The sequence below is a fragment of the Methylobacterium sp. P5_C11 genome (genome assembly GCF_054049775.1).
The window spans coordinates 25,483-47,422 of record NZ_JBFULS010000029.1 but is presented as its reverse complement, the minus strand read 5'-3'; the positions used below and the strand labels follow the sequence as shown (position 1 = coordinate 47,422).

Here is a 21,940-nt window from a genome sequence, read left to right as displayed (position 1 = left end):
CGGCGGGAGGCGTGCTGTCGCCGCCCCGTCGATCACCCCCTCGGATTCCATGCCGCACCCGGCACCCGAGACCTGCAATGACCCTCGCGACACGCTGCCAGATGACCGCGCCCTGGGCTTCACCGGCCCGGCGACCGGGTCCAGGCCCTGCACGAGCAGGTCTTGTTTCAGATCAATGAACAGAGCGCCAGACCGCTGCAGGATCGCCTGCCTGGGGTCGACCCTCAGCCGTGGTTGCTGGCGGGGTGATCATTAGCCCGATCAAGCTCGTCAGCAACCACGTGTGGCGCGCCCCGATCACGGCCCGCATTGCCTTCGAGCGGTCTCGCGCTCACGATCCCTGATCGTCTCGGCCGGATCGATCCCGAGGCCGCCCGCGGTCGTCGCCCCGGTCGGAGGTCTTCGCCTCCTCGCACGCCGGGGCCGGTCCGTCCGACCTCGCCTCATCCTCGGCTCCGCTGATCCAGGCTGATCCTCTCAAGCAGCCCGGTCCGAATCCGGCCGGTCAGGTCCCCGTCCCCGCACCTGTCCTCTCCACCCCGACCGGAGTCCGCTCCGATCGGGGGCCGGTTCGGCGAAGGCAGGCCACTAATAGTAGCGCCCGACCCGCCGGGTCGTGCGCCGGGCGACGCCGGCGACGCTCGTCGCGGTTGCCGGACGTCCGATCCGTGCCTCGGCCTGGGATACCGGTGGGGCGCTGCTGAGCCACCCGGAGGGCGGTGCATCGATCATCAGGCCTGCCCCGAACGCAGCGGCGGCGATCAGGCCGCTCCGCACAAGCCCCCAACTCTTCCTCATCTTGGCGCGCTCCTCGCTCCGGCCAAGGTCGTGTCGCCCGGCCTTCAGATGTGCCTCCGCATCATTCGGCAACGCGGCGCGCATGCTTGATCGCGTGAGACACCCTGCCACGAAAGATCGCCGGACATGGCAGCCGCCGGGACAGGAGGCCGCCGGACAGGGTGCGAGAGGCGCAGTCGGTGCGGTCCCTGTCCGGTTCGGTCAAGGAGCCTCCGCCGATACGGGCTAGGATCGCGCGGTTCCGCCCGTCCAGAGGCTGCCGAGGAAGCCGTCATGACGATCTCACGCGCCTGCGCCGCCGTCCTGATACTCGCGCTTCCATCCGGGATCGCGGGCGTATCCACTCGCGGGGAAGCGCCCCTCCGCCTCGCGCAGGGTACCGTGACCATCCCCACGGACGCGCAGCTCAACCGCCTCGAGCGGGAGGCGATCACCACGCCGCCGCTCGATGTGAGCGAGACGCGGCCCGGCTCCGAACCGGGGGCGCAGGGGCGACACCGGGACCGACGCGACCGCCGCATCGATCGCAGGCTCCCGGAGCGCGGAGGGACCTGCGACGACTGCTGAACAGGTCCGCACGGCGCGCGCTCGGGCCGGAGCCGCGCCCGCCGGACGCGTGGCCGGTCCGACGTCCCCGTGAGGTCACGATGCAGGATTCCAGGCCCGTCGCCGTCGATCCCGATCGGCCACGACAAGGACCCTCGGCACGCCGCGGCAGGCCACCCAGGCGGTGGAACCATGCCCTCGTGGCCGTTGCCATCCTGCTCGTCGCCGCCGGCGGCTTCGGTCTTGCCCACATCTGGTCGCCGCACGCCAACCTGCGCATCACGCTCGGCCCCCCCGGCAGCACGGCCGAGCGGTTCATCACGGCCTTCGCATCGGTCTCCAAGGTCCAGCATCCCCGCGTCAATCTCGACCTCGTGCGGGTCGACAGCCTCGCGGGGAGCGCCAAGGCGTTGGAGGAGCGTCGGACCGATCTCGCCATCGTGCGCAGCGACGCGGGGGCGCCCGCCAATGCGCAGACCATCGTGATCCTGCGCAGGGACGTCGTCGCCTTCGTCCTGCCACCGCACAGCCCCGTGACGTCGGTCGCCAGCTTGGCAGGCAAGACCGTCGGCCTCGTGGCCGGACCGCTGCAGGACATCAACGCGCGCGTCCTCGACGCGGTGCTGAACTATTTCGACCTCCCCGCAAAGGAAGTCGGCAGGACGTTTCTTCCGGTGGACGCGTTGGCCCAGTCCATGCGGCAGAAGAAGCTGGCGGCCATCCTGGCGGTCGGTCCCATGGCGCCCGGCGAGGTCGTCGACGTGGTCGCCGCCGTCGCGCGCGCCACAAAGGGAACCCCGGGCATTCTCGGGCTCGATGAGGCGGAGGCGATCGGCAAGCGCTTCCCGGGCTTCGAATCGATCGATGTGCCCGTGGGGGCGTTCCGGGCGCGCCCCGCCACGCCGAACGAGTCCGTCACGACGTTGGCGGTCACCTATCGGTTCGCCGCGTCGGAGTTGATGCCCAACGTCGTGGCGGCCGCGATCGCCCGGTCGATCCTGACAACCAAGGCCAAGCTCGCGGCGGTGACGCCCCTCGCCACGCAGATCGAGGCGCCCGATCCGGACGACAAGAGTCCGATCCTGCCCGTCCATCCGGGCGTCGCCGCCTATCTCAGCAACGGCGACCAGAGCTTCTTCGACCAGGCCCAGCAGTATTTCTATCTCGGCGGTCTCGTCCTCAGCCTCACCGGATCGTTCCTCGCCGCCGCGTCTGCACGGTGGACGCGGCGGCGAACGGAGGCGGAGTGGCGCCCGATCCGACGCCTGGTCGAGATCGCCGATGCGGCGGCCACCGCCGATCAAGCCGGGCTCGCCGCCCTGGAGCGCGAATTCCGAACCCTCGTCTCGGCGATGCTGGGCTGCGCGCCCGAGGCCGTGAGCGCCGATTGCCTGTCGGCCTTCTCGACGGCTCTCGCGCATACCCGCCACGCCCTCGACCGGCGTCGGGCGAGCCTCGGACCGGAGACGGTGGCCCCATCCGTACCCGCGCGCTTGGCCGCGCGGTGACGGCGGGCCAGCACGACTTCGCCAGCACGACTCTGCCAGGGCGGGATGCACGGCGCCTGCCGCCTTATCGGGGGCGCCCCCGGCTCGTGTGCGTGGGTCTACCTCGCCTCCGGCGCGCGGAGGAGCAGGCTGCGCAGGCGGCCGGCGCCCAGTACGCGACCGATCTCTCGGTAAGCAAAGTACGGGATCAGCGCCACGAACATCACCCAGGCAAAGGTGAGCACGCCCCGCAGGCCCCCGGCCAAGTCCGACAGAACCATGCCCGGCCCCTGCCCGTGCCAAACCCCGACCAGGACGTCCTCCAGACCGTGGGCCGCCACAAGCACGGCCGTGAACAGGAGAGAGCGGTACAGGATCGCGTAAACGAGGGGCCTTCGCGTGATGCGCCGGCCGATGGCGCGCGATCCGAGCTTCGTCGCCTCGGCGATCAGCATGAATTTGGCCAGGACCAGGGCGTTGATCAATCCGAGCGCGTAGAAATGGTAGCTCGGGTAGTGCGGGCTGTCCTGATCGATCTGTGCGTAGATGTTGATGCTGAAGAGGATCAGGGTGCCGAAGACGACGAGGAGGTAGGTCGCGAAGGCGAGGTAGCGCTTCGCCTCGGCGGCGGCCCGCCGCCGCAGGGATCGGGACGGCGTCCCCCCGTCGGTCCGCGACGGATCCCGGGGACCGGGGGCGACGGACGCGGCCTCTTGAGAAGAAACAGGGGGCATGGATCCTCCTTCGCGGCACCCGCCCACTCACGATCCGCCCCGCCCGCGCGCTGCGGCGCCGATCGCGCCGACGCGGGGCGCCCTGGGGCAGATCCTCGCGTCGAGCGGAGCCGCCGGCGTGCCGAAACCGCAGCGGCGCCGGGACCCCGGATCGGTCGCCCGACACGGGGCCTGTCAGGCTGCGCTCAGGCCGCCAGCCTGACGGCGTGCTTGCTCTCGATCGTCCGACGGATCAGGCGCCGGGTCCGCTCGGTGAACGCCATCTTGTCCGCCAAGCAGCTCTCCAGCAGGACGCCCACCCCGAAGTGGCCGCTCACATCGGCCATGGCGACGAGGGCGACGTATTCGGCCATGCGAAGATGCATCAGGTGATTCGTCTTGATCAGGATGAACAGGGCCTTGGCGGCCGGGGCCTGAATCTCCGCCAGCTCGCGCCGGAAATCTTCGAGGAAGACTTCCTGGAGCCGGCCGTTCGCGGTGATCGGTTTCTCGCCGATCAGCTGAAAGCAGCGGTCGAGCGACTTGATCGTCTTGTCCTGGATGAAGGCGCGCGACTGGAGCGCCTCTTGAATGGCCGGATCCTGGGCGACCTTGCCCAGCTCCTCGTAAATCTTCGTCGCGCGTTCCGCGTGATGGCGCGCATCACTCAGCATGCGCACGAAAAGTTCCTTCGTCGTCTTGATCGTCATGGCCATCTCCCGATGCTGCATGGTTTTAATCGCGGCATCCTTCGAATGCCGGGATCGCTTCGCACGCCCTTGGCCTGACCGGAGGCAGCGTTCTGCCGGTCGCCGGGATGCGCGGAAGGCGCCGACCGCCCTGAAACCGCGATCGATCCTGCTCTGACCGGGCCATGCAGGGCCGGCAGGCTACGCCCGCCTCACCGCATCGAAGCGAACGACGCATTATGCGTCCGCGGCCATCCCATGCTTGATCGGTCGAGACAGCGGCCGCGCCCCGAACGGTCGAGCCCGGGCATCCCGGAACCCGATGCGGCCAAGCGGCAGACCCTGTCGGGGCGGGCTGCGTGCGGAGGGAAACAGCGGATTCCGTTTCGGGTGCGGAGGCTCATCACGGACGACCTGCGGTCGCGGGCGCACCGGGTCCGCCGCGCCCGGTCAAAGGGTGCCCGTCCCCTCGGATCAAGCGGCGTCAGCAGCTCGGCGTTACGGTGTGATCGGTACGTATACGAGGGGCAGAAGGCTTCACGTCTCGATCCCGCTCCCCTCGGCAGATCGTTCTCCAGAGCGGAGGCCATCCCATGAAAACCTTACGGATTGCGTCGGTGGCCTGTGCCGCCCTGATCATGAGCGGCTTGGTGGCCGAAGCGCGCGGCTTCCACGGCGGGGGAGGCTTCCGAGGCGGCGGCTTCCACGCCGGCGGCTTCCGGGGTGGGCGGGTCGGTGGTGTCCGCGGCTATCGCGGGCCGGTGGCGGGCGGTTATCGCGGCCGCTACGGCGCGGTCGGCCGCTACGGCGCAGTCGGTCGCTACGGCGCGGTCGGCCGCTACGGGTATGGATATGGCCGCTACCGATACGGTGTCCGGCCGTACGGCTACGGCCTGGGCGCGGCTGCCGTCGGAGCCGCGGCCGTTGCCGGCTACGGCGCCACCTACGGCCGCTGCGGACCCTACGCCTACTACGATGCCTATGCGGGCGTCTGCCGTCCGTACTGATGCCCGTGCGACAGGGCCGAGGCACGAGGCCCCGGCCCCCCGATCATCCGGCCAGAGCTCGCGGCCCGTTCCGGCAGACTGGCCTCAGAATGGGTTCGGTCCAACGCCATGACTTCCCGAATCGTCACTCCCCTCCTGCTTGCAACCTGCCTGAGCGCCCCCGCGCTGGCACAACCGTCCGGCCTGGAGCAGCCCGCAGCGCTGTTTCACGGCAACTACTGCGGCCTGGGCAACAATGCCCCGTTGCCGCCCATCGACGCGCTCGATGCCGCCTGCGCCCGCCACGACGCCTGCACCCCCTTGGGTGGGCTGCCTTCACGGACCTGCAATCTGCAGCTTCAGTGGATGACGGACCGCATCGCGCGCGATCCGCGGCAGCCGGACGATATCCGCGCGCTGGCGGGCTTCATGTCCGCCGGGGCCGCCCTTCTGCCGTTCGACCCGAATGCTTCGGCTTCAGTCAGGGTCCCGGTCTCCGCACCCTACGGCGCTTCCCCGACCTCGACCTATCGGCCGGTCTACCGCGCCTATTGATGCAGGCCCTCATGGACGCGAAGCCGCACCCGGTCTTAAGGCGACCGGGTGCGGCGCGTGGGGGTCAGCCCGGAGCGGCGAAGCGCCGGCACGCTCAGCGGCGGCGAAAGCCACCGCCACGGTACCCGCCGACGTGGCGTCCGTAGACGGCTCTGCCGCCATAGGCCCGGCCACCCCGATACACGCGCCCACCCCGATAGACGGCCCCGCCCCGGTATCCGTAACGGGCGCCGCCGCGGTATCCGTACACCCCGCCACCCCGGTACCCGTAAGCGCCCGGTGCGCCGTAGGCGTTCGGCCGGCAGCCCCCATAGGGGCCGCGATGAAATCCGGGTCCACACCCGCCGGCGGCGTGAGCAGCCGTTATGCCGAGGCCGCCCGACCCGGGCGCATTCAGGCCCAGGAAGGCAGCCAGCGCGAGGGTTGTGAACGCGATCGTCCGAGCGAGTTTCATCAGGATTTCCTTAATTCCACACTTGTGATGACGATGCGACAAATTTCGATCGGATATAAAACTCCGTATCTCACTGTATAGCTGCGGAACGACTGTGGTTCATCTTCTGCTGGACTGCATTCCGGGCTCGTTCAGGAAGTCTGTTCCTGCCGTCGTGTTCACGTATGGGGGCGAACAGGGGCGGCCTCGGATCCGCTGCCGGTTCCGGAGCTCGGCTCGCGTGTCTCCAGATGCTGGGCGTCATGCCGGACCAGCGTCGGAACGCGTGCGTGAAGGCGGCCGCTTCGGAGAAGCCCAGGCAGGCCGAGATCTGCCCCAGCGTCATGTTGGTATCGGTCAGGAGCTGTTGCGCCGTCTCGAGGCGGATCTGCGCGGCAACCGACCGGAAGCTCGTGTTCTCGGCCTTGAGGCGGCGGCTGAGGGTGCGCCGATGTACGGCCAGATGGCGCGCGACGGCTTTGCCGGACCGCGGATTCTGGATGAACTCCGCGCGCAGAAGCCACCGCAGTTGATCCGACATCTGCAGCGGAGCTGCCGGCCCGACCTTTCGGACGCCGCGTTCCGCCATCCTGTCGGCCGCCCGATCCGCACCCGCGATCGGTTGTTCCAGAAGTCGTGACGGGAAGGCGAGGGTTGCCCATTCCTGGTCGAATCGGACGGGCGCGCGGAAGAAGTGCCAATAGGGATCGGTATGGTCCGGCGGCGCCCGGGGCAGCAGGAGTTCCGACGGCGACCAGTGAGCACCGCACAGCGTGCGCAGGATATTGACGACTGTGGCGAGAGCACCCTCCGATTGAAGACCCACGGCCGTCGCGCCGGCCGCGTAGGGAAAATAATGAAGCAGCGCCAAGTCGGCCTCGACGCAGAGCCTCACCGCTGAGCCGCATGTCCAGGCCCAGCGCTGGGTCTCGAGCACGTGCAGGGCAGCGCCGACCGTGTCCGCGTTGCGGATCAGGATGTTGGTCGGCCCGAGTTCGGAGAGGTCGATGCGCTGTCCCACGAGCAGGCCGAGATGGCCACACCGCGTTCGGCTCGCACCCAGCTGAAGCAACCGACCGAGCGTGGCATTCGGGATCGAGCCGCCATCGTCCCTCGTCCCCCCGGGATCATACCCTGCCTCGCGCAGAAGGGGGACGGGATCTGCGCCGAGTTCCGCGAGAACGGCACAGGTTGCGCGCGCGACACCGCCAGGGACGCGCACAGCCGAGGAGGGCGGGACCACATTCCGCGGCCGGCAGGAATCGAGGAACTCTCTCGGCTCTTCGAGCGCAACAGCAAGGCGATAGGCCATTGAGGAAATCCCGCTTTCCCTAAAGCCGGATGATTTCACGGTGTTGCTCGGGGGACGACATTGCGCTGGATCAATTCTCGCTTTGATGTGTAGAATTGAGGTTTCAAGTCGACTTGTAATAAAATATTCGACAGCGCCATCGCGGGCTGGATCGGCACGAAAGTCCAGTCGGTCAACGGAAAGCTGTTGAGATCAGTGCGCGCGTCTCCGGGGCTCCCTGTCGCAGCCGGTCGCCCGAGCCCCGATCGTGGCGACCCGGGGAGACGTCGGTGACCGATCCGCGCACCGCGTCAGAACATCCATCGGAAGGCGCGCCGGATGCGCGCGCGGGCCATCCGGCCGTCGCGCAGATGGTGCCGTAAGAGCTTTCGCAGGGCATAGGCCGCGAGGTCGTACTCGGTCCCGCACTGCGCGGCCCGCGCCTTTGGCAGCGCGCCGCCTTCGACGAGGTAGCCGAAGGTCCTACGGTCGGCACCGTAGGCGAGGCAGAGCAGGTTGTAGAGGCGCTGCGCGGTGAGGCCGTGGTCATCGGAGAGCGCTGCTTCGTCGGGCGCCTCCTCGGCGGCTTGACTGCGCAGGAGACGGGCTGTGCCGTCGATCGCGTGCCGGGCCTGGGCGGGGGGCAATTCGAGCAGGACGAGGGCGGCGAATTGGTCGGCCGCGTCCTCCTCCCGGCCGAGCACCGGCACGTCGAGGACATCGAACAGGGCATGCCCGAGTTCGTGGAGAAAGACCTGGGCTACGGGACCGAAGATCGCGTCGCGCTGCGACAATCCGGTTTCGGGTACGATCCTGGATGCACGGTCGCGCACGTCCTGGACGTACTCGTAGCAGACCGTGATGGTTCGACCCCGGGGTGCGTACCACGCATTGGATTCGCCGCAGACCGACAGCGTTAGCGTGAGTGAACGCGGGAGGCGAACGCCCCCGATGATCGCCTGAAGACCTTCTAACACGCGGCGTGCCTTGAGGTCGCGGTAGACCGTGCGCATCTCCGCGTGCACGGGGCGCTGATAGGCGATCCGGATCGCCGCGCCCCGGGTTCGGGCCGCCTGGGCCGGGACGGCGCTGATGACGAGCGCCAAGCTGACCGCAAGGCCGACGGCGCACCGCATCCCGCGTCTTCCGGACCTTTGGCCTCAGTGAGTCAGGACGCGCACGATCCGGCGCGAATCGAGATCGACGACCACCGCCTTGTCGTCCGGCGAGATGAAGTAGCCGTAGTAGCCCGACGGATTCAGGCCCGGGATCGACTGGTTGCGGAAGGATCCCATTTCGATCCAGGGCGGAACGGAGCTGCCGATACCGACCCGGCGACCGAATCCGTTCTCCGCGGTGTAGCGCGGTCCCATCTCGAAGAGGGCCGCGACGGTGACCGGCTCGCCCGCGAACTCGATCTCCCCGATCGTCGGACCGCGCGGACTCACCTGCAGGACGAGGGGTTGCGCCTGGACCGATGTGCAAGCCATCGTCGCGATCACGACGCAGACCGCCCTCGCAGTTCGTCGCGGTGTTTGTTGAGATCCGATCATCATCGAAGCCTCCGACCCGAGACCGTCGCGGAGAGCGGGTCCGCGAAGTCTTCCGAAGGATAGATATGCCGGGGGCGGCTCTGCTTGATCGGATGCGACGCCGGCCGGCGGGTACGCGGTAGCCTCTGCCCTTTTCTCCGGCTGCGCGCGGGGCGTTCGTGAGGCCCGGACATGAACCGGCACAGCGCGCGGGCTCATGCGGCGCCTGTCGGTGGCCTAAGCCCTCACCGGCCGTCCACGCGCGCCGCGCGGGACTTCCGACCGTACGGGCGGGCGTGGATGCCGGCGAGGCGGTGAAACGCCGCCGACGGTGCATCTGCTTCGAAACCGGACCACCGTGCGGGATCCGATCGCAGGTTGCGGAGAGGCTCCGGAAGGCCCGCGCCCGCCGATGGTCCGTCAGCCCTGCTCCGCGCGGCCCGCCGGGACGCCGTCGCGTCCGTCGGCCTCCCGACGGGCCGCGCGGGCCTGGGCGATCAGGTCGGCGGCCGTCAGCGCGCCGGTCGCTCCCCCGACACCGGCCAGCAGCACGACCGGCGTCGCCGTCCGGATCCGGGCTCGCCCGCCACGGCGCCCGGTCCTTCGCTCGTTCGCGCCCGTCATGGACCGAACCCCCTCAGCGAGGGCCGGCCTGCGGACGGGGCCTCGGTACGGCGATGGTGACCAGCTCGCCGGTGATCGGATCTAGGATCGTCATGGGCGCCCCCGTGATGAAGCCCCATGGCAAACCCGAATTGTGGTTTAACCTTGGCCGATCGGAGCAGGATGCACAGTTTCGGTGGTCGATGTTCGGTCCGTCTGCCCGCCGATTGCTGAATATCCCCCTCGCTGATCTGCTTCGCGAGCGCCCTTCCGAGGTTCGTCCGGTGCAGGCTGAGGCCGCGGGCGCGCCGGCCGGCGGTCCCTACACCGACATCCGCTGGAGCACCTCGGCCTCGACCATCCCGGACCGAGGCCCGGCCAGCACCACCTGCCCGCGTTCCATCACCGCGTAGGAATCGCAGAGGTCGCGCGCCCACGCGAAGTACTGCTCGACCAGCACGATCGCCATCTCGCCCTTGCCGCGCAAGTAGGTGATCGCCCGGCCGATATCCTTGATGATCGAGGGCTGGATGCCCTCGGTGGGCTCGTCGAGCACCAGGAGCTTCGGCCGGGTCACGAGAGCCCGGGCGATGGCGAGCTGCTGCTGCTGCCCCCCGGAGAGATCGCCGCCGCGCCGGTGCAGCATGTCCTTGAGCACCGGGAACAGGTCGTAGATCTCCCCGGATACGTGGCGGTCGCGGCGCTTGAGGGGTGCGAAGCCGGTCTCCAGGTTCTCCCTCACGGTCAGCAGCGGGAAGATCTCCCGGCCCTGGGGCACGAAGGCGATCCCGGCGCGCGCCCGGTCGTAAGGGGCGAGCCCCTGGATCGGGCGGCCGTCGAGCCGGATCGCGCCGGAGCGCACCGGCTGCTGGCCGACAATCGCCCGCATCAGCGAGGTCTTGCCGACGCCGTTGCGGCCCAGCACGGTGGTGACCTGCCCGGCCTCGGCCGTCAGGGAGACGCCGCGGAGCGCCTGCGCGGCGCCGTAATACAGGTCGATGCCCTCGACGCTCAGCATGGTCATCGCCCCAGATCCCTCATCGTCCGAGATATACTTCGACCACCCGCGGGTCGGCCGAGACCGCGTCGATCGAGCCCTCGGCCAGGACCGCACCCTCGTGCAGGCAGGTCACGCGGCAGCCGAGATCCCGGACGAAGTGCATGTCGTGCTCCACCACGAGGACGGCGTGCTCGCCGGCGATCCGCCGGAGGAGGCGCGTGGTCTCGGCGGTCTCGGCGTCGGTCATGCCGGCCACCGGCTCGTCGACCAGCAGGAGCTTCGGATCCTGGGCGAGGAGCATGCCGATCTCCAGCCATTGCTTCTGGCCGTGGCTGAGGTCGGCGGCCGGGCGCCCGCGATGGGCCAGCAGGCCGACGGTCTCGAGCAGGGCGTCGATCCGCTCGCGCTCCACCCGGTTGCGCCAGCCGAACAGGGACGCGAAGGCGGCGCGCGGGCCTTTGAGAGCCAGCAGGATGTTGTCGGCCACCGTGTGGCTCTCGAACACGGTGGGCTTCTGGAACTTCCGGCCGATGCCGAGGTCGGCGATCGCCGGCTCGTCGCGCGTCAGGAGGTCGTGGGTGCCGTCGAACAGGGCGATGCCGCTGTCCGGCCGGGTCTTGCCGGTGATGCAGTCCATCATGGTGGTCTTGCCGGCGCCGTTCGGGCCGATGATCGCCCGCAGCTCCCCCCGGGCGAGGGTCAGTGACAGGCCGCGCAGGGCCTTGTAGCCGTCGAAGGTCACCCGCAGGTCGTCGACGTAGAGGAGCGCGTCCGTCTCGCGCTTCCGGTTGGCGGGGCCGCGGGCGTCCGGGCGTTCGAGGAGGTCGTCGGTGCTCACGCGCCCTGCCCTTCTTCCGCGAGCTTCGGGGGGATGGCCGGCTCCGGCGGCAGCGTGGCGGCGGCGCGCCGGGAGCCGAAGCGCTCGATGGCGGTGCCGACGAGGCCCCGCGGCAGGAACAGCGTCACGACCACGAACAGGCCGCCCAGCGCGAACAGCCACGCATCGGGCATCACGCCGGTGAGCACGGTCTTGGCGTAGTTGACCAGCACCGCCCCGAGGGCCGCGCCGACCAGGGTGCCGCGGCCGCCCACCGCCACCCAGATCACCGTCTCGATGGAGTTGGTGGGGGCGAACTCCCCCGGGTTGATGATGCCGACCTGCGGCACGTAGAGGGCGCCGGCGACGCCGGCCATCATGGCCGAGACCGTGAAGGCGAGCGTCTTGAAGTGCTCCGGGCGGTAGCCGAGGAAGCGGGTGCGGCTCTCGGCGTCGCGCACGGCGATCAGGATCTTGCCGTAGGCCGAGACCGTCATGACCCGGGCGACGAGGTAGCCCAGGGCCAGCGCCACGCCCGTCGCCACGAAGAGGCAGACACGGAAGCCCTGTCCCTGAACCGGGAAGCCGAGGAGGTCCTTGAAATCGGTCAGGCCGTTGTTGCCGCCGAGACCCATGTCGTTGCGGAAGAAGGCGAGCATCAGCGCGTAGGTCAGCGCCTGGGTGATGATCGACAGGTAGACGCCCGTGACCCGGGACCGGAAGGCGAGCCAGCCGAACACGAAGGCGAGCAGCCCCGGCACGAGCAGCACCATCAGGCCTGCGAAGGCGAAGTGATCGAAGCCCAGCCAGTACCAGGGTAGGGCCTTGTAGTTCAGGAACACCATGAAGTCGGGCAGGACCGGGTTCCCGTAGACGCCCCGGGCGCCGATCTGGCGCATCAGGTACAGGCCCATCGCGTAGCCGCCCAGGGCGAAGAACGCCCCGTGGCCGAGGGAGAGGATGCCGCAATAGCCCCAGACCAGGTCGAGGCTGACCGCGAGCAGCGCGTAGGCGAGGTATTTTCCGAAGAGCGCGACGAGGTAGGTGGGCAGGTGCAGCGCCGACCCCTCCGGCACGGCGAGGTTCAGCGCCGGCACGACGAGGCAGAACGCCGCCAGGACGGCGAGGAAGATCCGGCCCTTCAGGTCGATGAGGGGGGTGCGGGGCGTCATGCCGGGATTCCCGAGAGCGCAGCGTCGATGACCAGGCGCGGCAGGCCCCCTCTCCCGTGCGGGAGAGGGTTGGGGTGAGGGACGAGACGGTTCGGAATCGCGCGCGCCTTTGCGGCGCATTCAGCCTGAGCCTCGTTCGAAAAGGTCACACTCCTCACCCTGTCCCTTTCCCTCCGGGAGAGGGGACCCGCGCCCGGTCCTGAAGCCGGGTCGTTCGACCCGGTCCGGGGATCCCGGCGCCCTGTCAGGCGGCGGAAACGCGTCGGCTCCCTCACGATTCCACCGCCCGGCCCTTGAGCGCGAACAGGCCGCGCGGGCGCTTCTGGATGAACAGGATGATGAAGATCAGGAGGCCGATCTTGGCCAGCACCGCGCCGATATACGGCTCGGCGAGCTTGTTCACGACGCCCAGCGTCAGCGCAGCCACCAGCGTCCCCCAGAGGTTGCCGACGCCGCCGAACACCACCACCAGGAACGAGTCGATGATGTAGCCCTGGCCGAGATTCGGCGAGACGTTGTCGATCTGCGACAGCGCCACCCCGGCGATGCCGGCGATGCCGGAGCCCAGCCCGAAGGTCAGCGCGTCGACGTAGGGGGTGCGGATGCCCATGGCGGCGGCCATGCGCCGGTTCTGGGTGACCGCCCGGGTCTTCAGGCCGAAGGACGTCCTCCGAAGGACGAAGAGCAGCCCGAGGAACACGGCCATCGCGAAGACGATGATCCACAGCCGGCCCCAGGTGATCGACAGGCCGTAGAAATCGACGGCGCCGCTCATGAATGCGGGCGCGCCGACCTCGCGGTTGGTCGGGCCGAAGAGCGAGCGCACCCCCTGCTGCAGGGCGAGGCTGACCCCGAAGGTCGCGAGCAGCGTCTCCAGGGGGCGCCCGTACAGGAAGCGGATGATGAAGCGCTCGATCAGCACGCCCATCAGCCCGGCCACCAGGAAGGCGCAGGGGATGCTGATGGCGAGCGACCAGCCGAACAGGGCCGGCGCCTTGGTGCGGATCAGCTCCTGCACGCCGTAGGTCGTGTAGGCGCCGAGCATCACCATCTCGCCGTGGGCCATGTTGATCACGCCCATCACCCCGAAGGTGATGGCCAGCCCGATGGCGGCGAGCAGCAGGACCGAGCCCAGGGAGATCCCGTACCAGACGTTCTGGAGCCCCCCGAGGATCGCGAGACGCGTCTCGATCGCCGCGATGCCGCGGGCGGAGGCGGCGCGCACCGCTTCGCTCGGATCCGCCGCAAGACCGCGCAGGAGACCCATGGCGTCGCCGTCGCCCCGGGCCTGGATGGCGGGGATCGCGGCGAGGCGGTCGGGTTCCGCGGTGCCGGGCCTGGCGAGCAGCACGGCGGCCCGGGCCTCTGTCAGGGCCTGGCGGACGCCCGGATTGGGCTCGCGGGCCAGCGCCGCGTCGAGGGCCGGCAGCGCCGCTGCGTCCCGGGCCTTGAACACCGCGTCGGCGGCGGCGCGGCGCCTGGCCGGATCGGGGCTCGCGAGGTCGAGCTGACCGCGGGCAGCCTCGATCGCCCGGCGGACCCGGTTGTTGGCGCGTACGGCCTTGAGGTCGGGGCTGTCGGCGGCCGGGGCGCCGGTCCGGGCGTCGACCACCGTGCCGCCCTGCCGGATGAGCAGGGCCTTGTCGCCGGGGCGCACGAGCAGCCGGCCGTCCGACAGGGCCGCGAGGATCGCGTCGGCGCGCGGGTCGCCGCTCGCCGCAAGGCCGGAGACGCCGGCCTCGATCTCGGCATAGCCGTCGCCGGCGAGCTGGCCATAGGGATCGGGCGCCTGGGCCTGCGCGGGGGCTGCCAGCAGCAGGAGGAGGAGGGTGAGGAGACGGAGCATCGAGACTTTCGGTGGGCCTGGGAAGCGGGACGGCGGCGACGTAGACGCACCTGGGACCCGTGACGTCCGGCCGTGGTCTGCATGGATTGGTTCCCGAGGCGCGGCGGTCCCCCTCTCCCGTGCGGGAGAGGGTTGAGGTGAGGGATGCGCCCTATCCGGAAGGACTTGGTCCCTCACCCTGTCCCTCTCCCGCACGGGAGAGGGGACCTGCGCCCAACCTCGATTCGGCGTTGCCGAACCGGACTGTAGGTCCGGCAACGCATTGCTGCGGCGCGATCAGCACTCAGGCGCCGCCGCAGGTCTTGGTCTTGGTGTTGTAGTTGCCGCACTTGAGCTTGACCCAGTCGGCCTCGAGGTCCTTCGAACCCTCGAGCTGCTTCGACCACGCCTCGCCGGGGATCAGTCCCTCGGTCTTCCACACCACGTCGAACTGGCCGTTCGCCTCGATCTCGCCGATGAAGACCGGCTTGGTGATGTGGTGATTCGGCAGCATCGTGGCGGTGCCGCCGGTGAGGTTCTTCTGCTCGATACCCGGCAGGGCGTCGATCACCTTGTCGGGGGCGGTGGTGCCGGCCTTCTCCACCGCCTTCACCCACATGTTGAAGCCGATATAGTGGGCTTCCATCGGGTCGTTGGTCACGGCCTTGGGGTTCTTCTTGAACGCCTGCCACTTCTTGATGAACGCTTCGTTCTCCGGTGTCTTGATCGACTCGAAGTAGTTCCAGGCGGCGAGGTGACCGACCAGCGGCTTGGCGTCGATGCCGGCGAGTTCCTCCTCGCCCACCGAGAAGGCGACCACCGGGATGTCGGTGGCCTTGATGCCCTGGTTGCCGAGTTCCTTGTAGAACGGCACGTTGGCGTCGCCGTTGATGGTCGAGACCACGGCGGTCTTCTTCCCGGCCGAGCCGAACGCCTTGATCTTCGACACCTCGGTCTGCCAGTCCGAGAAGCCGAACGGCGTGTAGTTGATCAAAATATCCTCGTCCTTGACGCCCTTCGCCTTCAGGTAGGCTTCGAGGATCTTGTTGGTGGTGCGCGGATAGACGTAGTCGGTACCCTCCAGGACCCAGCGCTTGGCGCCGCCGCCATCCTCGGACATCAGGTAGTCCACCGCCGGGATCGCCTGCTGGTTCGGGGCGGCGCCGGTGTAGAACACGTTGCGCTCGCTCTCCTCGCCCTCGTACTGGACGGGGTAGAACAGGATGTTGTCGAGTTCCTTGAACACCGGCAGCACCGACTTGCGCGACACGCTGGTCCAGCAGCCGAATACGGCCGCAACCTTGTCCTTGCTGATGAGTTCCCGGGCCTTCTCGGCGAAGAGCGGCCAGTTCGAGGCCGGGTCGACCACCACCGGCTCCAGCTTCTTGCCGAGGACGCCACCCTTGGCGTTCTGCTCGGCGATCAGCATCAGCATCGCGTCCTTGAGGGTGGTCTCCGAGATCGCCATCGTGCCCGACAGCGAGTGCAGGATGCCGACCTTGATGGTCTCCTGCGCCCGGGCGGCGCCCGCCCCCGCGGCGCTCATCGCGAGTCCCGCGGCCAGCGCGGCGGCCGAGGCCCAAGTTCCAAATGCCTTCATGGCGATCCCCTGCGTCGTCTCCCTCGAGACGGACCGGGGCGTTGCAAGACATGTGCCAATTATTTAGGCAGGCACGGCCGGGCGGCTATTCCGTGATCGGGCCAGCGCACAGAAGGGCGGCGTTTCGCCCGCCATGCCGGCAGTCTCCCGCGGCGGAGCGGCCAACCGGACGGCATCCGGGCCGGAAATGCGCCACCACGTTGATCGTGCCCGGTTCGGTGCCACTTACGTCAGCCCGCGGCGGGAGCGGCGGGGTGAGAGGGCGCCGCCGCCCGGACGGGCGGCGTCCCTCCGCGGGGAAGGTCCCCGAGCGGCAGGGTGTTGCATGGCAGAGCGCTACTATTTCCGCCTGAGCAGCGACGACGAGACGATCGAGGACGAGACCGGGGTCGTGGCGGAATCGATCGCCCACGCGCAGGCCGAGGCGCTGACGCTGATCGCCGAGTTCCGGCGCAGCGGCGAACTGCCGGACGCCGCGTCAGGCTGGCGCATGGAGATCCATGACGGGAGCGGCACCGTCCTGCGCACGCTTCAACTCGCCTGACGCGCCGGCCGCGCGGGCGATCCTGCGGAGCATCCGCCTGATATGCGCACGGAGAGGAGCCGTGTCGGGGGTATCCCGAGGAGCCTGGATTGCGGCTGCAGGCACGGGCATCGCCTCCTTCGCGTCGCTCATCACCGTTTGCGGCCGTTCGCGCTTTGGATTCAGGGGATCGTAGCGGTTGCCCGGTTCCGCCGAACCCCTCATTCGGGCGTTGACGCGCGCCGGCGGCGCATGTTTTCGCGGGCCGGCCCGACGGAATGCGTGGCCGTGCGGTGATTTGGTGACCTCGGGGAGTAAAGATACGCTGATGCGCGTTTACGCTGACGCGGCTCCGCATCCGGGGCGATACGTCCGGGAGATCCGTTGAACCCCTTCCTTCGCAAGCTGGCGCTGCGCGCATACTTGGACGATGCCGATGCGGCCGCGCTGGACGCTGCGACCCGAGATGTAGTCCGGGTCGAGGCGGGTCGCGACCTGGTCTCAGAGGGCGAGCGGCCTGAGGCCGCCTACGTGATCCTCGACGGATTCGCCTGCCGCTACAAGCTCCTGCCCGACGGGGGGCGCTCGATCCTGGCCTATCTCGTTCCGGGCGACGGCTGCGACCTGCACGCCTCCCTGCTCGACCGGGCGATCCACTCCGTGGCGACGCTGACGCCCTGCTCCGTCGCCTCCATACCCTACCGGACGATCAAGGAACTCGCCGCCGTCCGACCCAACATCTACCGCGCCCTGTGGTGGTCTGTCCTGGTCGACGAGGCGGTCCTCCAGGAGTGGCTGGTCGGGGTCGGCCGCCGGTCCGCCGACAAGCAGGTCGCCCACATCATCTGCGAGCTCCTCGCCCGCCTGAACGCCGTCGGCCTCGGCATGGAGCCCGGCTACCGCCTCCCGCTGGCGCAGTCGGACCTCGCCGACACGGCGGGCCTCTCGAACGTCCACCTGTCGCGGGTCCTCTCGGATCTGCGCAGGGCCGGGCTGATCGAGAGCGCGCGCAAGAGCGTGCGCGTGCCGAATCTCGGGCGCCTGCAGGACTTTTCCGGGTTTACGCCCGACTACCTGCTTCTGCCCGGCCCTAACCCGGCCATGGAGACGCTCGGCGCCCTCCCCCAGATGACCGGGCAGGTGCGCGGGGCGTCGGGATCGTAAGCCCGCCCGCCCGGGCTGCCGTCCCCGGGCTCGGCCTCCAGGCCCGCCGCCACCCGTCGCCTGGTGGGGATCGGGCCCTGCGGAATCGCCAGGGTCCCGTGCTCCGCCACGTTGCTGGCCAGGACCGGCAAGGCTAGCACGGGCAAGGCCAGAGCCGTTCCCGATCGGGTCGGGACGGGGTCGATCGCCGAGCCCGCCGAACGAGGCGCGGGGCCCCTCTCCCGCATGGGAGAGGGGGCATGTGCCGGCTGTCTCGACCGGCGACGCCCGTGTTCCAGACCGTTGCGACTTGATCGGGAACGGCCCTGGTGCCGGGACCGGGATGCCCCTGGGCCGGAGACGCACCCGCGGACCGTCGCGCCTCGCCCGTGCGTCCGCGCGCGATGGACCTGACGGCTCGTCCGTGATCGGGGGGCAGGCCGCCCTCGTGTCGCGCGTCCCGTGGCGCAGGCTGTCTCGGGCAGGCCCGGCGCGTGGAGCCGGCGGCATCGTCGGTTTCCAGGGCTGCGAGGCGTTCCGCCGGATCGCTGCACGCCGCCGCGCCGGGCCACTCCGGCTGTCGTTCGCCCAGGCTCTATCGCCCGAAGGGTGGGGTGCAATGGGCGGGGGCCGAGGGGGATGGTCAGGCAATCCGCGCGACGGCGCGGCCGGTCTCCGCCGTCAGGTGCAGGTAGGCGGCGTCGAAATGCGCGAGTCGGGCGAGCGCCGCCGGATCGTGGATCGTCAGGCGCCGGCTGCGCAGCGTGATCAGCCCCATGCCGCGGAGCTCCTGGAGGGTCCGATTGATGTGTACGCTGGTCTGCCCCATCGCGTCGCCGAGATCGTTCTGCGTCAGCGGCATCGCACAGGTGTTGGCGTCCGTGAGCCCGATCGCCGCCAGCCGTGCGTGCACCTCACAGAATAGGTGGGCGAGGCGCTCGATCCCGGTGCGGCTGCCGAGGCTGACCGTCCATTCGCGCTGGATCGCCGCGGTGGCCAGGGACTCGCGATGGAAGGCCAGGTCGAGCCGCCGGTTGCCGGCGACCAGGCCCTGCATCGCGGCGCCGGAGATCAGGCCGAGGAGGACCGGCGTGATCGCACCGATCGCATGATCCATCTCGTCGAGGAGAAAGACGTGCGGATCGCACGGGTCGCCCGGCAGCAGGAGCGAGACGATCTGGCGGCGCCCGTTGGCGAACTGCCGGTAGCGGCAGGCCCAGCCGTCGAGGATCACGTTCACGGCGCGCGGATCGTCGCCTTCGTGAATGATGTCGGTGCGCGCGGCGACCATGCGGCCCAGGCCGATGCCGTGCGCCAAGCATATCCGGTCGTCTTCCGTCAGCCGGACGTAGCAATTTAGCTTGTGCGCGAGCGGGTTTGGCATGGCAGCTTCTCCACGACGGCGTGGAAGGTCAGCCTACATTTCATCGCACATCATGAATACTTATATGGATTAGTTTCTTCGGGCGCAAGGCTTCGCCCGGCCCTGATCCGAGCGCAGGGATCCCGCCAGGCCGGCGCGGTCTGGGGGCGCCCTCATCCCTGCGGCCCCGGGGCGGCGTCTGGGCCTCCGGATCTCCGCGGTGCCGTGCGCCCGCGCCGGCCTGACCGACGGACGTCGCGGCCGGCGTCAGGCGTCCCGGTCGGCCCGGCGCAGGGACCAGAGCAGGACGCCGTTCCCGTCGACCAGCCACAGGGCGTTCACCGCCTCGTCCTCGATCGAGAGGGAGCGGCTGTTGGCGAGGCGCACCGCCTCCTTCGCATCGGTGGCCGTGAGTACCTCGTCGACGCGGGGCGCGCCGATCTCGCCGTCCTCACCCCGAACCGCTCCACGCAGGCGATAATTCGGCATCCGTCGACCCCTGCCCTGCCCGGCCGGCATCCTGCCGGGCCGCTGCCGCATGAGCCCCAGATAGGAGCCGGCACGGCGTGTCGAGGGGGGGGATGGGGTGCTAAGGCCGTGACCCGTTCGCAAGGATCTGCTGCGGTTCCGCGAGAAACAATGTCCGCAGCGCCGCGGCCGAGGCCGGGAGCGGCAGATCGAGGGCCTGCCGGGCGCCGGCGATCCGGGCGGCGCAATCCGTCGACCGGGCGGCGGCCGAGGCGGGGGCGTCCGCCCCGTCCCGCTGCCCCGCTTGCGCCCCGGCGAGGAGCGGTGCGAGTCCGTGCGACGCGGGCCGTTCGGCCCGCAGCCGCGCATCCAGCGCCACGAGGTCCCCGGCCGCGAGGATGCCGCAGGCGGTCGCGTCCCGCCCGCCGGCATCGTGCAGCATCGTCAGCATCATGCGCCCCAGGGCTTGGACGCTCGCATCGTCGGCGGCCCGGAAGCGCCGCCGCAGGTAGGTGTCGGCCATCCGCCTCAGGCCCGCGGCGGTCTCCGCCTCCGGCCGGCCGGAGGCGTAGCCGTCCCGGTACCACCGGACGATGGGATCGAGCGCCGCCGCCTCGGCCTGCCGCAGGATCGGCAGGGTCCGCAGGAGCACGGCGCGGGCTCCGGCCTCGCTCGGGTCCGCGTCCAGGGTGGAATCCGGGAAACGGTCCGGACCGACGGTCTCGGTGACGATGCCGGCCGCGCGCAGATCCCGCGCATCCGGGATCCAGATCCCGGCCGGAGGCACCGCCAGAGCCTGCGCCACGAAGGCCGCCGGAAGGCCCGCGGCCCGGTAGGCCGCCCGCTCCGGCGCGGAATCAACCGGGCGCATCCGGCCGTGGGCGCCGATCTCGTAGGGGGCGTGGAAGCCGAGCCGGCCGCCGGTCGCGAGATAGCGCGTCCGGCCGTGGACGAAGATCAGCGTGCAGGCCGACGCGCAGGCATCGGGGACGTAGGTGGCCAGTCCCCGCGCCACCACGAGCGCCCCGATCGCCGCGCCCTCCTCCACCAGCCCGCCGTCGCTGGTGAGGTGGATGCGCGTGATCTGCGGATGCGCGGCGAGGAGGTCGGCGACCCGCGCGGCCACGCCCTCGGTGAGGTCCCCCGCGAGGCGCAGGTCCCCGCCGCCAGGCCCGACCGTGAGCCGGGCCGGGACGTCCGGGCCGTCCGCCGCCGGGATCCGGCCATGGCCCTTCGGCAGCCGTGCGGCGGCGGACGGGCCGGCGGCCCCGAGCGCCAGGGCGAGGGCGCAGGCAGCCGTCCCCGTCCGGCGCCTCCACCCGCGGGGAAAGATCGGCATGGCAGGTTTCCGTCGTCGATGATCGGAGAGGGCGGCGCGGCCGGCCGCGGCGCGCCTACTGGAGGTAGGCGACGAACATCTCGGACACGGTCCGCGACGCGTAGGCCTCAGGGCTCTCGCCCCATCGGATCGGGAAGGCCTCGGTCACCCGCCGGCCGCCGAGGATTCGGGCCACCTCGTCGGGCATCAGGCCGTCGTCGAGGGCGCTCGCGAGGGCGGCGCGTTCGTGCGTGGGATGGGAGCGGACGCTCCCGGACAGGGTCCGGCCGAGGGCCAGGGCCGGCTCGGTACTCAGGTCAGGACGGGTGTTCGGGGTCGTGTCATAGGTCAGCATCGGTCGTCGCCTTTCGTGTCTGATGTCGTACGCTCTCCTTCTGTCGGATGCGGCAACACGGCAGACACGGCGCAGTCATCCGGGCGGTCAATCGGGTGTCGGCGGTCACGGCAAATCTCCATCCGGCCCTGCATCGACTGCGCGTCGACCCCTTCAATCTAGGGGCCGAGCCTGAGAATGTGCTGCCAAATTGACGAGGACTTGCAGCGCAGGTCGTTCGCCGACTGCGCGTCCCGGAGCAGAAGCACGGCTCCGGGGGAAGGATTCGGCGTCGCGGCCGCGTCTGGCCGCGCGCCCGTCGACCGGGTGCAGGGCTTGCCAAACGCGGAACGATGCGTAAATATCGTTTTGTAACAAATACTTAGCGAAAATGATGCTCCGCTTTCGACCGGGCGCGGTCGAAACCTTCTCCGCCGGGCCGGGGCATCCGGAAAAGATTTCTCGCCAGCGGCGCCGGCTCCGGATCGGGCCGCCGCGACCGGCCGATCGAAGGGGGACCGACACCATGGCCTCAGCGACGATGATGCAGGGTGACGAGGTCGTGTTCGCGCGGCTCGACCTCGCCGAGATCCTGGGGATCTGGCGGCATGCCCGTGGGCGGGTGGTGGGCATCCATCGCGCGGGCGATGCGCCGGCCACCGTCGACGTGAAGTTCCAGGGGCACGACACCCTGGAGCGCTACCTGCCCGACCTGTTCCGCCCCGCCGCGTGATCGGCGGCGAC

The 21,940-nt window shown here is 69.9% G+C and carries 24 protein-coding genes; 7 read left to right on the top strand and 17 right to left on the bottom strand.

Annotation, left to right across the window (positions count from 1 at the left end; genetic code table 11):
* Positions 1-588: 588 nt before the first annotated feature.
* Positions 589-798: a hypothetical protein gene (locus ACXJKQ_RS16375; protein WP_457106802.1), complete on the bottom strand. Its 210-nt coding sequence runs from the start codon at positions 796-798 to the stop codon at positions 589-591.
* A 273-nt stretch (positions 799-1,071) separates the two neighbouring features.
* Between ACXJKQ_RS16375 and ACXJKQ_RS16370 the strand changes: the two genes are divergently transcribed.
* Together ACXJKQ_RS16370 and ACXJKQ_RS16365 are read left to right on the top strand one after the other, a co-directional pair.
* Positions 1,072-1,365 carry a hypothetical protein gene (locus ACXJKQ_RS16370; protein WP_457106790.1) on the top strand — a complete coding sequence of 98 codons (294 nt, stop codon included), beginning with the start codon at positions 1,072-1,074 and terminating at the stop codon, positions 1,363-1,365.
* Positions 1,366-1,544: 179 nt separating this feature from the next.
* On the top strand, positions 1,545-2,852 hold the full coding sequence (locus ACXJKQ_RS16365) for a TAXI family TRAP transporter solute-binding subunit (RefSeq protein ID WP_457106789.1): 1,308 nt from the start codon (positions 1,545-1,547) through the stop codon (positions 2,850-2,852).
* A gap of 98 nt (positions 2,853-2,950) precedes the next feature.
* Here ACXJKQ_RS16365 and ACXJKQ_RS16360 read toward each other — a convergent pair whose 3' ends face one another.
* Positions 2,951-3,565, bottom strand: a complete 615-nt coding sequence (locus tag ACXJKQ_RS16360) for a hypothetical protein (RefSeq protein ID WP_457106788.1) — start codon at positions 3,563-3,565, stop codon at positions 2,951-2,953.
* 185 nt (positions 3,566-3,750) lie between these two features.
* Complete coding sequence (locus tag ACXJKQ_RS16355) at positions 3,751-4,254, bottom strand: DUF892 family protein (protein WP_457106787.1); 504 nt, start codon at positions 4,252-4,254, stop codon at positions 3,751-3,753.
* A gap of 572 nt (positions 4,255-4,826) precedes the next feature.
* On the opposite strand from ACXJKQ_RS16355, the gene ACXJKQ_RS16350 reads away from it, so the two are divergent.
* Together ACXJKQ_RS16350 and ACXJKQ_RS16345 are read left to right on the top strand one after the other, a co-directional pair.
* Complete coding sequence (locus ACXJKQ_RS16350) at positions 4,827-5,240, top strand: hypothetical protein (RefSeq protein WP_457106786.1); 414 nt, start codon at positions 4,827-4,829, stop codon at positions 5,238-5,240.
* A 108-nt stretch (positions 5,241-5,348) separates the two neighbouring features.
* On the top strand, positions 5,349-5,774 hold the full coding sequence (locus ACXJKQ_RS16345; protein ID WP_457106785.1) for a hypothetical protein: 426 nt from the start codon (positions 5,349-5,351) through the stop codon (positions 5,772-5,774).
* A 94-nt stretch (positions 5,775-5,868) separates the two neighbouring features.
* On the opposite strand, the gene ACXJKQ_RS16340 is transcribed toward ACXJKQ_RS16345, so the two are convergent.
* From ACXJKQ_RS16340 to urtA, 10 genes are all read right to left on the bottom strand, one after another.
* Positions 5,869-6,228: a GCG_CRPN prefix-to-repeats domain-containing protein gene (locus ACXJKQ_RS16340; protein WP_457106784.1), complete on the bottom strand. Its 360-nt coding sequence runs from the start codon at positions 6,226-6,228 to the stop codon at positions 5,869-5,871.
* A gap of 70 nt (positions 6,229-6,298) precedes the next feature.
* Entirely contained in the window at positions 6,299-7,519 is a 1,221-nt protein-coding gene (locus ACXJKQ_RS16335) for an AraC family transcriptional regulator ligand-binding domain-containing protein (RefSeq protein WP_457106783.1), read from the bottom strand.
* 290 nt (positions 7,520-7,809) lie between these two features.
* Entirely contained in the window at positions 7,810-8,634 is an 825-nt protein-coding gene (locus ACXJKQ_RS16330) for a DUF4344 domain-containing metallopeptidase (protein WP_457106782.1), read from the bottom strand.
* A 24-nt stretch (positions 8,635-8,658) separates the two neighbouring features.
* Positions 8,659-8,988, bottom strand: a complete 330-nt coding sequence (locus ACXJKQ_RS16325) for a hypothetical protein (protein ID WP_457106781.1) — start codon at positions 8,986-8,988, stop codon at positions 8,659-8,661.
* Positions 8,989-9,450: 462 nt separating this feature from the next.
* Complete coding sequence (locus tag ACXJKQ_RS16320) at positions 9,451-9,654, bottom strand: hypothetical protein (RefSeq protein WP_457106780.1); 204 nt, start codon at positions 9,652-9,654, stop codon at positions 9,451-9,453.
* Positions 9,655-9,955: 301 nt separating this feature from the next.
* Entirely contained in the window at positions 9,956-10,651 is a 696-nt protein-coding gene (gene urtE, locus ACXJKQ_RS16315) for an urea ABC transporter ATP-binding subunit UrtE (RefSeq protein WP_457106799.1), read from the bottom strand.
* A 19-nt stretch (positions 10,652-10,670) separates the two neighbouring features.
* Positions 10,671-11,471: an urea ABC transporter ATP-binding protein UrtD gene (urtD, locus tag ACXJKQ_RS16310; RefSeq protein WP_457106779.1), complete on the bottom strand. Its 801-nt coding sequence runs from the start codon at positions 11,469-11,471 to the stop codon at positions 10,671-10,673.
* Positions 11,468-12,622, bottom strand: a complete 1,155-nt coding sequence (urtC, locus tag ACXJKQ_RS16305; protein WP_457106778.1) for an urea ABC transporter permease subunit UrtC — start codon at positions 12,620-12,622, stop codon at positions 11,468-11,470. Before urtC ends, urtD begins: the two co-directional genes overlap by 4 nt.
* A 271-nt stretch (positions 12,623-12,893) precedes the next feature.
* Positions 12,894-14,468: an urea ABC transporter permease subunit UrtB gene (urtB, locus tag ACXJKQ_RS16300; RefSeq protein WP_457106777.1), complete on the bottom strand. Its 1,575-nt coding sequence runs from the start codon at positions 14,466-14,468 to the stop codon at positions 12,894-12,896.
* Between the two features lie 283 nt (positions 14,469-14,751).
* Entirely contained in the window at positions 14,752-16,047 is a 1,296-nt protein-coding gene (gene urtA, locus ACXJKQ_RS16295) for an urea ABC transporter substrate-binding protein (RefSeq protein ID WP_457106776.1), read from the bottom strand.
* Between the two features lie 325 nt (positions 16,048-16,372).
* Between urtA and ACXJKQ_RS16290 the strand changes: the two genes are divergently transcribed.
* Positions 16,373-16,591, top strand: a complete 219-nt coding sequence (locus ACXJKQ_RS16290; RefSeq protein ID WP_457106775.1) for a DUF6894 family protein — start codon at positions 16,373-16,375, stop codon at positions 16,589-16,591.
* A 363-nt stretch (positions 16,592-16,954) separates the two neighbouring features.
* Entirely contained in the window at positions 16,955-17,734 is a 780-nt protein-coding gene (locus ACXJKQ_RS16285; RefSeq protein WP_457106774.1) for a Crp/Fnr family transcriptional regulator, read from the top strand.
* A gap of 622 nt (positions 17,735-18,356) precedes the next feature.
* Here ACXJKQ_RS16285 and ACXJKQ_RS16280 read toward each other — a convergent pair.
* From ACXJKQ_RS16280 to ACXJKQ_RS16265, 4 genes are all read right to left on the bottom strand, one after another.
* Positions 18,357-19,097 (bottom strand): Crp/Fnr family transcriptional regulator, encoded by a 741-nt coding sequence (locus tag ACXJKQ_RS16280; RefSeq protein ID WP_457106773.1) that lies wholly within the window; start codon positions 19,095-19,097, stop codon positions 18,357-18,359.
* Between the two features lie 246 nt (positions 19,098-19,343).
* Positions 19,344-19,565, bottom strand: coding sequence for a hypothetical protein (locus tag ACXJKQ_RS16275; RefSeq protein ID WP_457106772.1), 222 nt, complete (start codon positions 19,563-19,565; stop codon positions 19,344-19,346).
* Between the two features lie 100 nt (positions 19,566-19,665).
* Positions 19,666-20,883 (bottom strand): hypothetical protein, encoded by a 1,218-nt coding sequence (locus ACXJKQ_RS16270; RefSeq protein WP_457106771.1) that lies wholly within the window; start codon positions 20,881-20,883, stop codon positions 19,666-19,668.
* 55 nt (positions 20,884-20,938) lie between these two features.
* Positions 20,939-21,217 (bottom strand): hypothetical protein, encoded by a 279-nt coding sequence (locus ACXJKQ_RS16265; RefSeq protein WP_457106770.1) that lies wholly within the window; start codon positions 21,215-21,217, stop codon positions 20,939-20,941.
* A gap of 505 nt (positions 21,218-21,722) precedes the next feature.
* Between ACXJKQ_RS16265 and ACXJKQ_RS16260 the strand changes: the two genes are divergently transcribed.
* A complete protein-coding gene (locus ACXJKQ_RS16260) occupies positions 21,723-21,929 on the top strand; it encodes a hypothetical protein (RefSeq protein WP_457106769.1) in 207 nt (68 codons plus the stop codon).
* The last annotated feature ends 11 nt before the right edge of the window (positions 21,930-21,940 follow it).